Origin of the sequence: Maridesulfovibrio sp., from assembly GCF_963678865.1 — a bacterium.
GTDB lineage: Bacteria > Desulfobacterota > Desulfovibrionia > Desulfovibrionales > Desulfovibrionaceae > Maridesulfovibrio.
In genome coordinates this window covers 718,680-732,737 of sequence record NZ_OY787459.1, presented here as the reverse complement: position 1 = coordinate 732,737, position 14,058 = coordinate 718,680, and the positions used below count along the sequence as shown (strand labels likewise).

Genomic DNA, 14,058 nt, shown 5'->3' with positions numbered 1-14,058 from the left:
AAAATCAGGAGAAAGTGATGAGATTTTCCAACAAATTCAAAGTATTGACTGCCCTTATGGTCTGTGCCGTAATTATGGCAGCAGTGCCTGCTTATGCCAAGGCCAAAAAGGTCCGCGTATACAAAGGCCAGCCAGCCAAGTACGTTTTCCTCTTCATTGGTGACGGTATGGGAATGCCGCAGAAAGGCGCAACCGAAGCTTTTACCGGTGAACAGCTCCTCATGAACACCTTCCCCGCACAGGGAATGACCACCACTTACGCTGCCGACAGATTCATTACCGGTTCAGCAGCTTCCGCTACTGCCCTTGCCAGCGGACAGAAAACCAACATCGGCATGCTTGGCATGGCTCCTAACCAGAAGCATGTAAAGTCTGTTGCTGAAATGGCTAAAGCTGACGGAAAAAAAGTAGGTATCGTTTCCAGCGTATCTATTGATCACGCCACTCCCGCCGCATTTTACGCACACGTTCCCACCCGTGGCCAGTACTACGACATTGACGTGGCTCTCTCCGAAAGCAATTTCGATTTCTTCGGAGGCGGAGGTCTCAAGGATGTTGCCAACAAGAAAAAGAATTCTCAGAATTACAAGGGTAATGCTCTCGATCTGATCAAGAAAGCCGGCTACAAAGTAGTTACTGACAAAGAAGAATTCATGGCTCTCAAACCTGCTGACGGCAAAGTCATTTCCTGGAACTCATGGTTGCAGGATGCCAAAGCCATGCCTTACGCCATGGATATGCGCCCTCAGGATATCACCCTCCCTGAATTCACCGCTAAGGCTATTGAAATGCTCGACAACCCTGAGGGTTTTTTTCTCATGGTTGAAGGCGGCAAGATTGACTGGGCCTGCCATGCCAACGATGCGGCTGCTTTTATCAAGAACACAATAGCTTTTGATGACTCTATTGCCAAGGCTGTTGATTTCGCAAAAAAACATCCCAAGGAAACCTTAATTGTTGTTACCGGTGACCACGAGTGCGGCGGTCTGACCCTCGGTTTTGCCGGAACCAAGTACGGCTCCTACTACGATGCGCTGAAACCCCAGACCATCTCATTTCAGCAGTTCTCTGACCAGATTGTTAAACTCTGGAAGGAAGAGCACAAAGGCAAAGCAAGCTTCGAAGATTTCGAACCCACCATTACCCATTACTTCGGTCTTGAATTCGAAGGTGACGCCAAGAAGAATCCTCTTGTTGTAAAGGGGTATCAGCTTGCCATGCTCAAGGATGCTTATGATCGTACCATGAAGGGCGAGAACGAGTTCAAGAGTCCTGAACTTTACAACCTTTACGGCGGTTATGATCCTTTGACTGTGACCATTACCCATGTGCTGAACAACAATGCCGGTCTCGGTTGGACTTCCTATAAACACACCGGTGTTCCCGTTGCTACTTCCGCAATGGGTGTCGGTTCTTCCTCCTTCAACGGTTACTACGATAACGTTGATATCGCATACAAAATCATGTCCATCATGGGTATGACCCCTAAAGTTCACGCAAGTATTAATAACGCCGCATTTGCTGCAAAATAGCATATTAAGCGTACTTTAACTGTTTCGGGCGGGGTTTCTTTCGGAACCCCGCCTTTACTTATCTGATAAATTTTAACCCCAGAGAATATGTCCGGACTACTTAAAAACAGAGAGTTTATTCTTGTCGCTGTCTTTGCCGTGCTGACCGCTATATTGTATTTCATTCCCACTGAATTTGATCAGCGTGTTGCCGATAATGCCGAACGCTGCCGGGCCGAGGTCCTTTCAGTCGATAATTCAGATATTGATCAGTTCGGTATAGTAAAAACAGGCCCGCAGTCTGTAACCATGAAAGTGCTGGATGGAAAATTTAAAGGCAAGATATTCACAGGGACCAATGAGCTTCTTGGTCAGATGGATAAGGACAAGCTTTTCGTTTCCGGCGATGAGGCGCTTGCCGTGATCACCTATGATGAGCAAGGGAAGCCCATGTTTGCCGTACCGCAGGATCACTACCGCATTGATCTTGAGCTGACAATACTGGGGCTCTTTTCTTTTTTATTGATTGTTTTCGGGGGCTGGACCGGGGCCAAGGCTCTTTTTTCATTTGTGTTTACTGCGTTGGTTCTTTGGAAGTTGCTTGTTCCGGCATTGCTTGAGGGAGTCGATCCTGTCTGGATCACCATGGCCGTAGTGGCCGGGTTGTGTGCTGTAATCATTTTTATGGTTGCCGGATTGAATAGGAAGGGTGTGGTGGCCTTTTCAGGGGCCTTTCTGGGAGTACTTACAAGCTGTTTGCTTGCGATTTATTTTACCGGAAAGCTGCACCTGCATGGTGCGGTAATGCCTTTTGCCGAGACCTTGCTCTATTCCGGCTTCGGTCATCTGGACCTGACCCGTATCTATATTGCCGCTGTATTTCTGGCCTGCTCTGGGGCGGTTATGGACCTTGCCATGGATGTAGCTGCCAGCATGGATGAGGTTGTGCGGGCCAACCCGGAGATAACCCATATGCAGGCTCTTGGTTCGGGAATCCGGGTCGGCAGGGCGGTTGTGGGCACCATGACCACCACGTTGCTGCTCGCTTATTCAGGAGGTTTTATCACTTTGCTCATGGCCTTTATGGCGCAGGGTGTTCCACTAATGAATACTTTTAATTTTGTTTACGTATCAGCTGAAATTTTAAAGACATTGGTAGGCAGTTTCGGGCTGGTTACTGTGGCTCCTTTTACCGCTTTGGCTGGGGCATTTGTTTTTATCAGGAAAAACAACTAGTTCAGTATGATACACTTGCCGGATAAGGTTACGGTGTGCTAAAATGCCGTAACCTTAATTTTCTGGCGGAGGAATTTTTGTTGAAATTACGGTTGATTTGTTTGTTCCTGGTTTTGCTCTGTTGCAGTGGATGTGTTGCATCCAAGGATCGGAGTATGAAAATACCTGATGCGATGGTTTCACTGCCTGAGGCTCGTGAACGGATTGTTGCCTACCATGAGGGCGGAAAATTCGACAGGGATGTTTCTCTGCAGGCTGAATCCGTTTCTGATGTTGTGGATAAGGCTGTTAAAGACCATGTTAAGTATCCTGCAGTTGTTATGGTGGTGGAAGATGTGCTGCTCTCCACTTATGAAGCGCGTAGAGAGCAAGGGTTCTCGGAAAATCAGGCCGCTGCAAGTAATCTGGAATCCCATGTCATATTAAGTTCTCTTCCGGCCGTTAAACCGTCACTTGCCTTGTTCGACTTCTTGCTGCAACGCAATGTGCCTGTCTTTTTGGTTTCATACCGGTCAGAGGGATTCAGGATTCCGGTTATGGAAAATCTATCCAAAGCAGGTTTTTCCGGATGGCAGAAAATATTTATGAGGCCTTCGACCTATCCTGAAAATTCAAATTTCAGCGAAGAAGTACGTAAAGGATTGCAGAGGACCGGCTATAACATTATCGCCACTATCGGGGTTTTGCCGGAAGATGTTTCAGGTGAATTTACCGGGAAAGCGGTCTTATATCCCAACTATATTTATTCAAGTCGCTAGAAAAAAACCGGGCTGACCAAAAGGACAGCCCGGTTTTATGCTTTATGTTTTACGGACATATTTGGCGGCGCTTAATCCTGCCACACAACCTTCTCCTACAGCTTTAGCCATCTGGAGCGGCGGACCGCAGATATCTCCGGCGGCAAATATTCCGGGTACGTTTGTGCGCTGCTGTTTGTCTGTTTCAATAAATTTCATGGATTCATCCAACTGGATGCCAAGCTCTGCAGCAAGGGACATAACACCCTTTGCGCCCAGCTCGATGAACACACCGGTTACATCTAGTTTTTCCCCATCTTTGAAAATGAGTCCGTCGACTCCGCTTCCCCCGGTGATTTGGTCTACCTCAACGCCTTCATGTATTATGATGTTTTCGGCTTTGAGCTTTTCCATCAGTTCTGGGGCGAAATTGAATTCCTTGGAAACCAGATGCACTTTGGAAGCGAGATGGGCCAGATGGAGAGCACCGCCGGCAGCAGCACTTTCTCCACCGACAATGGCAACATCCTCGCCCCTGAAAAAGTTGCCGTCGCATTCAACGCAATAGCTTACACCTTTTCCAAAAAGGTCCTTCTCTCCGGGAACACCGAGTTTGTTACGGGTTGTCCCGGTGCAGATAATGATGGCTTTAGTTTTGAACTCCTTGGTCTCTGTGGTCACAGTGAATCCGCCTCCACCAAGGTCCATAAGGTCCGGCGTCCTGATTTTCAGGACGTCTTCATTAAAAAACACAGCTCCGAAGTTTTCAGCTTGTTGCTGTCCTGTTTTCAGGATCTGTTCTCCGGAAATTTCAAGTGTGCAGCAGAAGTTCTCAATATGCGCCCACCAGAGACTGCTCTTGTCATTTTTGCCGAGGATGAGAACTTTAAGTCCTTTTCTCGCTGAATGAATAGCAGCTTGCAATCCTGCAGGGCCTGCTCCCAGAATGATGATGTCGTAATTGGTTTCGGTCATTGGCAGCTGTCCGTTAGTGAATAGTTATGTTTAAAGGTCTACTTCGAAAAGTAAGATTTAATCTACAAATGACAAGAAAGGGTGAGGTCTATTATTCCACAAAATCTATCAAGAGTTAAGCTGTTCCATTATCGCTGCGTGAAGAGATTGTATTTGACTTGTGTGAGGAAGCTGGGCCATCAGCTTTTCCACGTATCCGCGTTTAAGCATTTCCCTGCGTGACCACTTATAATTAAGGGCGTAGGCCCAACTTAAGAGGAGCAGGCGAAAATCATTGAGGCAGCTCATGTTTAGATATGAGACCTGTTTTTTTTGTTGAATTTCCTGCAGCACGGATTCGGTTACCTGTCCGGTTCTCTCAGGCAGTCCCATGAGTGTCGCTTTGTTTTCAGGTCTGACATTTTGCATGTGCGGGATTAGTACTTTGATTATGTCGATTTTATCGGAATCCCGGACAATTTCGGTACATATTCGGAGATCGTCGGAAATAAATTCGGGCAGGGTGTTGCGGTTGTGCAAAGCTATTGCGCCTAGGACGGTGTTACGCTGTTTGCGAGGCAGGTGGCTAAGAAGTTTGTGTTTCAGAATGGTTCTGGCCCCGAGAGTTCCATGATTGCAGGAATCGACATCCCTGAAAGTCTTGTATTTCAGGTATTGTGGAAATCTTCCTGTATCATGAAAAAGGGCTGCTATGCGGGCAGTCTCGTCCAGTTCTGCAGGAAGCGATAATGATCTGCATATATTGCAGCTGTTTTCGAATACATCCAAAGAATGGTCGAATTTAAGTTGCATATCCGCTTTTTCGTTTTCACCCGCTTTTTGCAGGTACGGAGTGGCAAAATCAGTGAATATTTTAATATTATGTTCCATGGATTAGAGCATGATTCTTTTTTTCTTAAACTTGTAGTCAACCTCGGATATTTTACCGGATTTAAGGTCTTCTTCAAGCTTGGCAAGAGCTTGTTCACGCATTTCGGCAGCTTCACGGTCGAGGTCCGGGTCTCGGAATTTCCCGTTCGGTCCGTAGAGCACGCGCAGGAAAATCATAATTACGCCCAGTATGACTGCTACAAAAAGCATCTTGGTCACAGAAGCCCAGAAATCACCATAGCCGGGTCCGAATGGCCAGTGGTCCCAGTGGGGGTTACTTTCATATTTACCGGATATAAATGAAAAAATGGATGAAATTGTCTCTATCATGAATACTTCCTGTTTTGTTTTTGTGAATGAATACCTTTCATTTTAACTCTCCGCAAGATAAACCGGAAGTGTAATATTTATATGTAGTTATGTATAAACAGGGAGTCGCAGCGCATTTTATCGAACCGTTTAATGTCCAAAGTAGAAAAATATGTGAGGGTATGCTGCGGCTGGGGGCAGAAAAAAAATGAATAGTACCGATATTACTGGACAGAGGGCATTAGCGTAATTATCTAAGGAACAGCGGCTTCGGTCGCAGTTTTTTTATAACCTAAGTAAATGAGGTATTAGATGAAACTACTCGGGTATTTGGTTCTTCCCCTTACTGTTGTCTGCGTGCTGGCCCTGTCGGTCGGAAATGCGGATGCGAAAAGATTTGGTGGCGGAAGATCATTCGGCAGCAAGCCATCTTTTTCAAACACATACAAGAAACCTACATCGACAACTGCTTCTCGTACGCAGACAACCGGTACGAATAAGCAGCAGGGCGGTTTCGCCCGTCCCGGTATGGGGCTGCTCGGCGGACTGCTGGCAGGAACTTTTCTCGGTTCCATGTTCGGCGGTTTCGGCGGCATGGGTGGCGGTTTTTTCAATTTGCTGATCATCGGTCTGCTTGTTTATCTTGGATTTAAATTTTTTAGGTCCCGCAGTCGTGGAGCAGATAACATGTATCAGCAGGGCAATTATCAGCGTGGTCCGGACAGGTCTCAGTCTAATCAGAATATAAATAATGATCCCTACGCTCGAAGAGAGCAGAATGCTCAGAATGCATGGGAGCATCTTTCTTCCAGGTCTGCAGCAGGTTCTGCGGCTCCGCAGGAAGGACCGGTTGTGAACACTCCTGCCGGTTTCGATGAAGAGGAATTTTTAGAAGGAGCTAAAGCTGTATATACCCGTCTTCAAAAGTCATGGGATAGCCGTGACATGGCGGATATTGAACAGTTTGCAACTGCCGATGTCGTAAATGAGATCAAGCAGCAGGCCAAAGAAGACCCCGGTCCGTCCCAGACGGATGTTTTGATGGTTAATGCAAGACTTCTGGAAGCAAAAGAAGAAGGCGGCATGACAAATGCCACTGTCTTTTACGATGTCCTGTTGCGTGAGGATCCATCTCAGTCTCAGCCTTCGCAGGTGCGTGAAGTCTGGCATTTCATAAAGCCCATCGGTTCTGATGGAATGTGGAAGCTGGATGGAATTCAGCAGCTCGAAGATTAATTTTTAAGTATAGTCGGTTTATGGCAAATTGTTTTGCTTGCGAACCAACAAATTGATAATAGATAGGGTACCGTCAATGGCGGTGCCCTTTTTGTTATAAGGCCCGGAGCTGCAGGCGCTATAACGGTGGAGAAATCCTATGGCAGGACGAATTGTAGAGAAAATTCAAAAAGATTTAGAAGGGTTGATTCCCGGATTTATGGTAATAACCGAGAGAGAAATAGAGGAGCTGGGAGAGGCTCTCCGGGGCGGGGATATGAAAACTGCAGCCCGCATAGGTCATAATTTGAAAGGATCGGCATTAAATTACGGATTCCTTCATCTTGGCAATATAGGCCGCAGAATTGAGTCTAATGCCGCTCTTAAGAACGTGGTAAAAGTTCATGCTGAACTTGAAACTCTTAAGGATTATGTAGAGCGTGTGGAAGTAGAATTCGTGTGAATCAGCATATTCTTAGCTCTACCAAAGGAATCTGTTCAGTTCCAGTTTGAAAGTCTTCGGATGAATGCATTCCACAATTTCCAGATTATCTTTATGAGCTTGTTCTGCTTGTTTAGATAGATCTATGAATTCAGGGTGTATGGCCCTGAATCTGCTGTTGAATACAATTTTCACCTGCGGAAGCAAAGGCGCTTTTGGGGTGTTGTTTGTCACTACACCATAACGACCGTCCGAGAGTTTTACAAAACATCCTACCGGATAAATTCCCACACATTTAATAAAGCTTTCCAAGTATCTGGGATGAAATGCAGAATTAGCCATGGCATACAAGTGCTTGATCGCTGCATTCGGGGTCAGAGCCTCTCTGTAAGGGCGTTCAGATGTCATTGCATCATATGAGTCACATATTGAAATGATACGTGAGAATTTTGGGATATCGTTACCGGAAAGACCTTCAGGATATCCTGATCCATCATACTTCTCATGGTGTGACTGAACTGACTTAACAATTGAATCCGGTATGTGCTGGCTGAGAAGGTATTTGCTTCCTTTACGGGGATGCATTGCTATCTCGTGAAATTCTTCCTTTGAAAGTTTTCCTTTTTTTTGGAGCAGATTCGGAGATATCCAGAGCTGTCCAACGTTCATCAGCATTGCCGCAATTGAAATTTCTTCGATTACTTCGCGTGAAAGTCCCATATACCGGCCAAGAATTGCACTCAATATTGCGGTATTGAGGCTGTGGGTGAGCAGGTATCTGTCTGTGCGGGCCAGCACAGTGAGACTTGCGGCAGCACTGTTGTTCCTGTCGATTGAATCAATAAGCGGGGAAATATCTTTTTTGTATTCAGTTAGTTCAAGCTCACCTTGAGTTTCTATTGTTTTGTATATTTTCTGCATACAATGCAGAGCATTGTTGTATGCTTCCCGCGCGAATAGAATTTCTTCAGAGTAAGTAACCTGGGGAAAGCTTTCCTGTATGGAACTTTTTTCAGAATCAATCAGAACTTCACCGATGTTGAGACTGAGTATGGATGATATATCCGTTTTTGAAGAGATTGTTTTGTTGGAAAGTTCCGGCGGGAGACTGATGAAGCCGCTGGCCGAGCAAACAACGTACATCCCTTCTTGAAGATTGGTAGTTTTTATTTTTTCTAACATTATGTGATATTTATTCGTTTTCCAGAATTTTACAGTGCCTTGATGGGTTTAATTGAAATTAACCTTGAAGAAGGGCGTAGGGCAAGAAAAAAGTGCGTGTGCCACGCTACGCGGCTGTGGGATGTTACTCCGTCACTTTACGCACTCAAATGTTTTTAGCAGGCGACTCAATTCGCATTCTTTTTCTTGCCTTGATTCTATTTCTACATACCCTCCGTCGATGTTTCTCCCATCTGATTAAAATATAATCACTGTTTTGGAACTGTCCAGCACGGCGCCTGTTTTGGTGGCTGTGTCTCATTGTGTTGATTGTTCAATCTGATTTGATCAATTGATTGTGTATTTGTTCAAAAAAGGTTGATCTTCTGTTTTGTAGGGTTTAATGTGTATTCATAGTAATAAATGAACAACAAATGAGCAGGGGTCATGTCTAGTCAGTACTTAAGTTTGAGAGAGGTTGGCAGGAGGTTGGGTATTCCTCCGTCAACGGTTGTATACTATAAAGATAAATATTCAAAATTTTTACCGTCGATTGCTGGTAGTGGGCGTAGGCAAAGGTATTCGGTTGAAGCTTTGGAAATTTTCAGGAGGATTCGTGAAATGTATGGATTGAATTGGACAACTGAACAAATTGAAAATGAATTAAGTCTTAAATTCGGTATGTTAGTAAGTAGTATTAATGATGATCAACAGTTGATCAATGACGCAGGGTTGGAATCCAGTTCGGATATGCAAACTGTCATCAAGGGATTGTCCTCTGTTCTTGGCAAGGTTTCGGATCTGCTTTCGAATCAGGCTCTTTTTCAAACAGAATTGCGTGATTTGCGGGAAGAGGTGTCAATATTGCGAAGTGAAAAGCGCAAGCTTTCAGCAGAGACAAATGAGCAGATTCTGGACATGGCTATGGAGATTGGTCGTCTGAAACGGGATCGTGCAGAGCTGTTCCGATTGTTGCGCGCCGGTGGGACCGGTCCTGATGAGTCTTCTTTTCCTGCAGCAGGGTATCTTGAGCAGCCTCTGGTTATTCGTAATTCTGAGGGGGAATATCTCGGAGTTGCCGGAAAAGGGCGGAAGCATTTTTCATTGGAGGATTTTGTTAAACTTCTTGAGAATAGTGTAACATCACATAGAAGTGTTGATCTTGAGTGGAGACAAAGTGATGGGCAGTGGATTCTGGTTATTGATGCCAGTGAAAGCAGTGTCGGCTCACAGAAGAAAATTGTTCTTGTTACTGAAGAGAATGTAACTCCTAACAATAATACTGTTGTTCGCATTGATAGTATGGAAATTAATGGCAAGGCTGTTCCGGGTGCTCTTTTGTTTAGTCTTTTTAGACAGATACGCGAAAGCTTTGATCGTTAGTATATTCTGTTATTTTTCTAGAAAAAGTCTTGATGTGTTTTGATAATGCGGTTATTAATTGAGAGCTATCAGTAGAGGAGTAATCTCAGGAGGGAGATATGCCGCAGGTTGCAGCCAGAATTACTCATGATCACGAGCAATGGCTCAAAAATTACTTTAAAACCAAAAGCGCCGGGGCCGAATTTATTTTGCCGTGGGCTGTGGATATGTTTTTCAAGTCCATGCGTTCTGTTGCACAGGAATTGAATGTGGCTGAGCTCAAGACTGTATTGGAATCATATCAGGGTGTAAAAATCCTGCCGAACCAATGCAAGGGAGCTTATCTGTTTTTACAGGTGGAAGAGGCGTGTGAGGCGGAGAATGTTCATAACAATCATGGGGTAAGCTGGTCGAACCTTGAAGCCAAGTTGAAACGGCTTTCAGATGTCCAGTCTTCTGCTCTCATGATCTGGGCCTCTGCATACTGGGTGAGTAAGGTGTGGAACGGAGTCAGTTTTGAAGAGTATATAAAGCTGACTTGCGGTTAAGATTTTTTTTGGATTAATTGTTGTATGTTCTAATTGGGTTTGCTTTTTGGAGAACTGAAAGCAATAAGGCCTCTTTTTCCTAAATCTCTAAGAAATGAGGCGGTGGCAACTTCTGCTTCGCGGGGCAGGACCTGATATTTTTTTGCAAATCCCGACGCTATTTTTCGAACACTGTTTTTTCCGTCTATCATATCCCAGACCAGCGTTCCCATTTCATCAAGTTCCAGTCTTTTTATAGGCTGGTTTCCGTCTTTCCACATACCGAATCTCTTTGCCACATCTGCAAAAAGAGGTTTCAAACGCAACGGGTAAGATAGTCTTAACAGTCCATTTTCCATGCGCTTTTCAGATACATCCCGGTTTTTTACAGGCTTGCAGGCCATTGCCTCACCTCTGGTCATTTCCGGGATTGTTGTCTTTTTTTTACTGAATAATTTCATATTTTTTAAAAATATTTTTAGCCCTGTCTTCCGGAATGTACTGCCGTGATTTTACCATGACAGCCAGAATGCGGTTGCTTTCTGCGGTATAACGGATTTCAATCTGCCCGAAAGGTCTGAGTTTCGGATTTAGTTTGGCAAGGGCTATTTTTGCAGCAGATGGGCCTTTTTCCTGTCCGAACATGCAGGTGGCACCTTTGCCGTATTCAAGTTCAGCAATGGAAAGTTTTTGTTTATTTATTTCATCTTTGAACAGCTCACGTGAGAAATCACCCAGTGAACAGTCTTTCAGGATTATGTCCGCAGGGCTGAATCTGTAAAAATCTATTGTTTCGGTCTGGTCGGCAAGACTAATATTGAATCTGCCTGGTTTGAATTCAAATGATTCCAGAGCCATGGAAGCAGGCATTGATAGTTTCATATCATAGATGCACCATGGCTGTTCTTCTTTCGGATCATTGAATATGAGACTGTTGAAGAGCATGACTGCGGCATCATCAATCTGTTCGTCGCATTTGCCTATGAATTGAACCAGCATGACCTTGAGGGCCTTTCTACAGTAAAACATAACTCCACGCCCTGTAGCCAGATCGGACTGCCAGTAGAATGCTGTGGTGTCATATGCTTTTAGAGGTTTTTTCCAAGAGGACGGAAGTACAGTTGATTCAATCTTAAGCCCCGAAGAAGATTCAATTTTTTTGGCTAGTTGCCTGAAATATGTCTTTTCCTTGTATGTCTTGCCGGCATCGTACCAGCGGAGTTCAATACAGGGGTATTCTCCGTTATCGAGTTGCAGGAACCGTTTGTCGATTCCGCTGACCTCGAAATTGGACGGAACATCAAAGCTGATGCCATCCCATGCTATATTCTTAAAATCCATTATCTGTTCCTTATGGAAAAAGCTCTTCCACTGATTGGCAGGGTAAGCCGAATAATCAAATTGGTGCAAATGCAATGAGCATCGTCAAGCCGAAGGATGGTTAACTAAAACATTTTCCGGCAGTCCGCAAAGCATTAATTTCAGTTCGTCACTTGTGAACGTTGTTTCGGGATTGTGATCAGTATGCCATTTTTCCCAGTGATTTCAAGATAAGGGTACAGCCCATGGCAAACATACCGGTCAATCCCATTCCGCAGGAGAATCCCGCCAGCAGAACCGGAGCATACTGCCGCCACATGGCTCCATATTTTTTTTGGAAAAAATAGCGACCGATGAGGGCGCCGGTAACTTCAAGGATAAAACCGTGAGGAGTGCTCTGTCCCAGTCCCCTGACAACACCGTAGACCAGCAGGACCGGTAGTCCCAATGCATTAAGAATGGCATACAGTACGAGTCCGAGGCTGATTCCGCCCATGACTACCGGGCCGCTCAGAGCCTGAAAGAATAGGGAGTTTCCTTCAAGGGTTGATGTCTGCATCAGCAGGGTGTTCAGCGCCTGCAGATGCCAGAGTTCCTGCGCATAAGGGTAGTTAGAAGATGGGATGGGTGCAAGTTGCCAGATAAATTGTGAAAAAAGCAGACTGGCAATCATGACTACCGGAAAAACAACTAATTCAGCTTTGATGATACCCCGGATTGATGTTCCGGTCAGTTCAATTTCACGGAAATGGACTGTCGCTTCCCCGTAATTGTGGATGGGAATGGGTGCGTACCAGATTTCGATCCCCTGATAGCCGAAGAATTTAGCTCCTGCAATGAAGCTGGCTTCCCGGACCAGCGGCAGACTTACAAACTGTCCGGCAATACCTTCCATGCGCGCGGTAATGTAAGATATGATCGGTGTATAAATAAAACCGTAAAGCAGGAAGAATATCCATGGGAAATTGGGCACCAGCAGCAGACTCATACCCACGTAGGCAAGAGTCGAGAACACGTAAATGGCAATGGAGACCCAGAAGTTGATATCGCCGCGTCCTTCCGGCGGTTCGAAAAGTTTGCTCCATGATTCCCGGCTCTTGGCGTGTTCACCCCTGAATGATTTGATCACGTAATAGATACCGATGATACCGATGGCCAGCCCCAGCCCGATAGAAAAGCTCATGTAAAAGTCAAAGTTGTTTGCAAAAACTGTTTCAACGGTTTCCATGCCCGGATGCCAGCGATGCAGGATGCCGTGCTCATAAAGTACAGGGTTGGCGGCAAAAGTAATGATGATCCCGATCAATCCGCCGATGACGGCCCAGAAGGGCAACACCATTCCGATAAAAAACAGGCCGAGGTCAAACTGGATACCGGTGGCAACTGCGGGCAGAACCTTTTCCGTATAAGGCGTAAGTTCAACCCACGGAATAGGTATTAGCCTGATCGGTTCGGTGAAAAGCAATCCCGAAACCGCAGGCAGTAAAACATAAACAGCTCCGAAGGCCAGCCCTATAACTCCACCAACCGAGAAGACCCGCCATTTCCAGCTGGCCTGTTTTTCTTCCGTGGATTCTGCCAGAGCCATTGTACCCAATGCGCCTACCGGTGCCATGGGAAAGGGCAATTTTTCCACATCGGAAGTGATGCGGTAAAGGGCATAGCCCAGCCCGAAATGGTCTATTCGCTGGACAATCTGTGCACCGACCAGCAGCAGGATGGGTATGAGCCAGTCGCGGTGAAAGAAAGTTCGCTCAATAAGTGATTCCGAACCCGGTTGCGGGGCTACCCATGCAGGAATAAATTCCGTAAGTCCCAGCATGCGTGCTGCGTCCGATTGCACCAGATATTGCTGCCATAATAATCCCGAAAAAGGTGAGGCCAGTGCTGCCCCGGCCATGTAGTAGAGCAGGAAAATTTCCTGTTGCTTAAGCTCCGTGTACGACCTTTTAGCTATCTCTGCGAAAAGGATAATGGTCACCCAGCGTGCGGCAGGGCCGATGCCCTGGCCTATGACCAGCTGCAGGTACATACTGCCCGGCATCATCAAGAAGCCTATGAATATGGCACCGACTACTGTCTTCCAGTCAAAGCCTTCTTCAAACTTGGTCGGTGTCTTCAGTAAGTCCCGATACTCTTGTAACTCTTTATCGTCGTACATATTGCCAGTCCATGGTATGCCTCCGGCGGCCAGAGGGGAAAAACTTTTGCAAAAGTTTTTCCCCTCTGGACTCCCCTTTTCAAAACCTTTTAAAGGGGCTTCGCCGCCGGGGGCTGAATATTTAAGTTTATTTTAAAACTTGTATACCCATGTTCAGTATTACAGATGGGTATTGCTTTTTTAGAGTAGCTTGTCGAATAAATCAGCTAAGCTTATTAAAAGTTTTTGAAGA

At 45.6% G+C, this 14,058-nt stretch carries 14 protein-coding genes; 7 read left to right on the top strand and 7 right to left on the bottom strand.

The features are described from left to right. Nucleotides 1–17 precede the first annotated feature (17 nt). From ACKU41_RS03270 to ACKU41_RS03260, 3 genes are all read left to right on the top strand, one after another. On the top strand, nucleotides 18–1,532 hold the full coding sequence (locus ACKU41_RS03270) for an alkaline phosphatase (protein ID WP_321404112.1): 1,515 nt from the start codon (nucleotides 18–20) through the stop codon (nucleotides 1,530–1,532). A gap of 87 nt (nucleotides 1,533–1,619) precedes the next feature. Further along, nucleotides 1,620–2,747, top strand: a complete 1,128-nt coding sequence (locus ACKU41_RS03265) for a YibE/F family protein (protein WP_321404111.1) — start codon at nucleotides 1,620–1,622, stop codon at nucleotides 2,745–2,747. A gap of 155 nt (nucleotides 2,748–2,902) precedes the next feature. After that, nucleotides 2,903–3,505, top strand: a complete 603-nt coding sequence (locus ACKU41_RS03260) for an HAD family acid phosphatase (RefSeq protein WP_319779741.1) — start codon at nucleotides 2,903–2,905, stop codon at nucleotides 3,503–3,505. A gap of 42 nt (nucleotides 3,506–3,547) precedes the next feature. Here the strand turns inward: ACKU41_RS03260 and ACKU41_RS03255 are convergent, their stop codons facing one another. From ACKU41_RS03255 to ACKU41_RS03245, 3 genes are all read right to left on the bottom strand, one after another. Beyond that, complete coding sequence (locus ACKU41_RS03255) at nucleotides 3,548–4,459, bottom strand: NAD(P)/FAD-dependent oxidoreductase (RefSeq protein WP_321404110.1); 912 nt, start codon at nucleotides 4,457–4,459, stop codon at nucleotides 3,548–3,550. A gap of 108 nt (nucleotides 4,460–4,567) precedes the next feature. Further along, nucleotides 4,568–5,329, bottom strand: coding sequence for an HD domain-containing protein (locus ACKU41_RS03250; protein ID WP_321404109.1), 762 nt, complete (start codon nucleotides 5,327–5,329; stop codon nucleotides 4,568–4,570). A gap of 3 nt (nucleotides 5,330–5,332) precedes the next feature. After that, a complete protein-coding gene (locus ACKU41_RS03245; protein ID WP_321404108.1) occupies nucleotides 5,333–5,659 on the bottom strand; it encodes an SHOCT domain-containing protein in 327 nt (108 codons plus the stop codon). A 291-nt stretch (nucleotides 5,660–5,950) separates the two neighbouring features. Between ACKU41_RS03245 and ACKU41_RS03240 the strand changes: the two genes are divergently transcribed. Together ACKU41_RS03240 and ACKU41_RS03235 are read left to right on the top strand one after the other, a co-directional pair. Next, nucleotides 5,951–6,874: a TIM44-like domain-containing protein gene (locus tag ACKU41_RS03240; protein WP_321404107.1), complete on the top strand. Its 924-nt coding sequence runs from the start codon at nucleotides 5,951–5,953 to the stop codon at nucleotides 6,872–6,874. Between the two features lie 139 nt (nucleotides 6,875–7,013). After that, complete coding sequence (locus ACKU41_RS03235) at nucleotides 7,014–7,316, top strand: Hpt domain-containing protein (protein WP_321404106.1); 303 nt, start codon at nucleotides 7,014–7,016, stop codon at nucleotides 7,314–7,316. An 18-nt stretch (nucleotides 7,317–7,334) separates the two neighbouring features. Here ACKU41_RS03235 and ACKU41_RS03230 read toward each other — a convergent pair whose 3' ends face one another. Continuing rightward, complete coding sequence (locus tag ACKU41_RS03230) at nucleotides 7,335–8,477, bottom strand: HD-GYP domain-containing protein (RefSeq protein WP_319779734.1); 1,143 nt, start codon at nucleotides 8,475–8,477, stop codon at nucleotides 7,335–7,337. 426 nt (nucleotides 8,478–8,903) lie between these two features. On the opposite strand from ACKU41_RS03230, the gene ACKU41_RS03225 reads away from it, so the two are divergent. Together ACKU41_RS03225 and ACKU41_RS03220 are read left to right on the top strand one after the other, a co-directional pair. Continuing rightward, complete coding sequence (locus tag ACKU41_RS03225) at nucleotides 8,904–9,839, top strand: MerR family transcriptional regulator (protein WP_319779733.1); 936 nt, start codon at nucleotides 8,904–8,906, stop codon at nucleotides 9,837–9,839. Between the two features lie 98 nt (nucleotides 9,840–9,937). Then, entirely contained in the window at nucleotides 9,938–10,366 is a 429-nt protein-coding gene (locus ACKU41_RS03220; RefSeq protein WP_319779732.1) for a hypothetical protein, read from the top strand. Between the two features lie 29 nt (nucleotides 10,367–10,395). Here the strand turns inward: ACKU41_RS03220 and ACKU41_RS03215 are convergent, their stop codons facing one another. The 3 genes from ACKU41_RS03215 to ACKU41_RS03205 all read right to left on the bottom strand — a co-directional run bounded on the left by ACKU41_RS03215 (nucleotide 10,396) and on the right by ACKU41_RS03205 (nucleotide 13,826). Continuing rightward, nucleotides 10,396–10,749: a PqqD family protein gene (locus ACKU41_RS03215; RefSeq protein ID WP_321404102.1), complete on the bottom strand. Its 354-nt coding sequence runs from the start codon at nucleotides 10,747–10,749 to the stop codon at nucleotides 10,396–10,398. 40 nt (nucleotides 10,750–10,789) lie between these two features. Beyond that, complete coding sequence (locus tag ACKU41_RS03210; protein WP_321404100.1) at nucleotides 10,790–11,686, bottom strand: hypothetical protein; 897 nt, start codon at nucleotides 11,684–11,686, stop codon at nucleotides 10,790–10,792. Nucleotides 11,687–11,864: 178 nt separating this feature from the next. Then, complete coding sequence (locus ACKU41_RS03205; protein ID WP_319779728.1) at nucleotides 11,865–13,826, bottom strand: peptide transporter; 1,962 nt, start codon at nucleotides 13,824–13,826, stop codon at nucleotides 11,865–11,867. Nucleotides 13,827–14,058 lie beyond the last annotated feature (232 nt).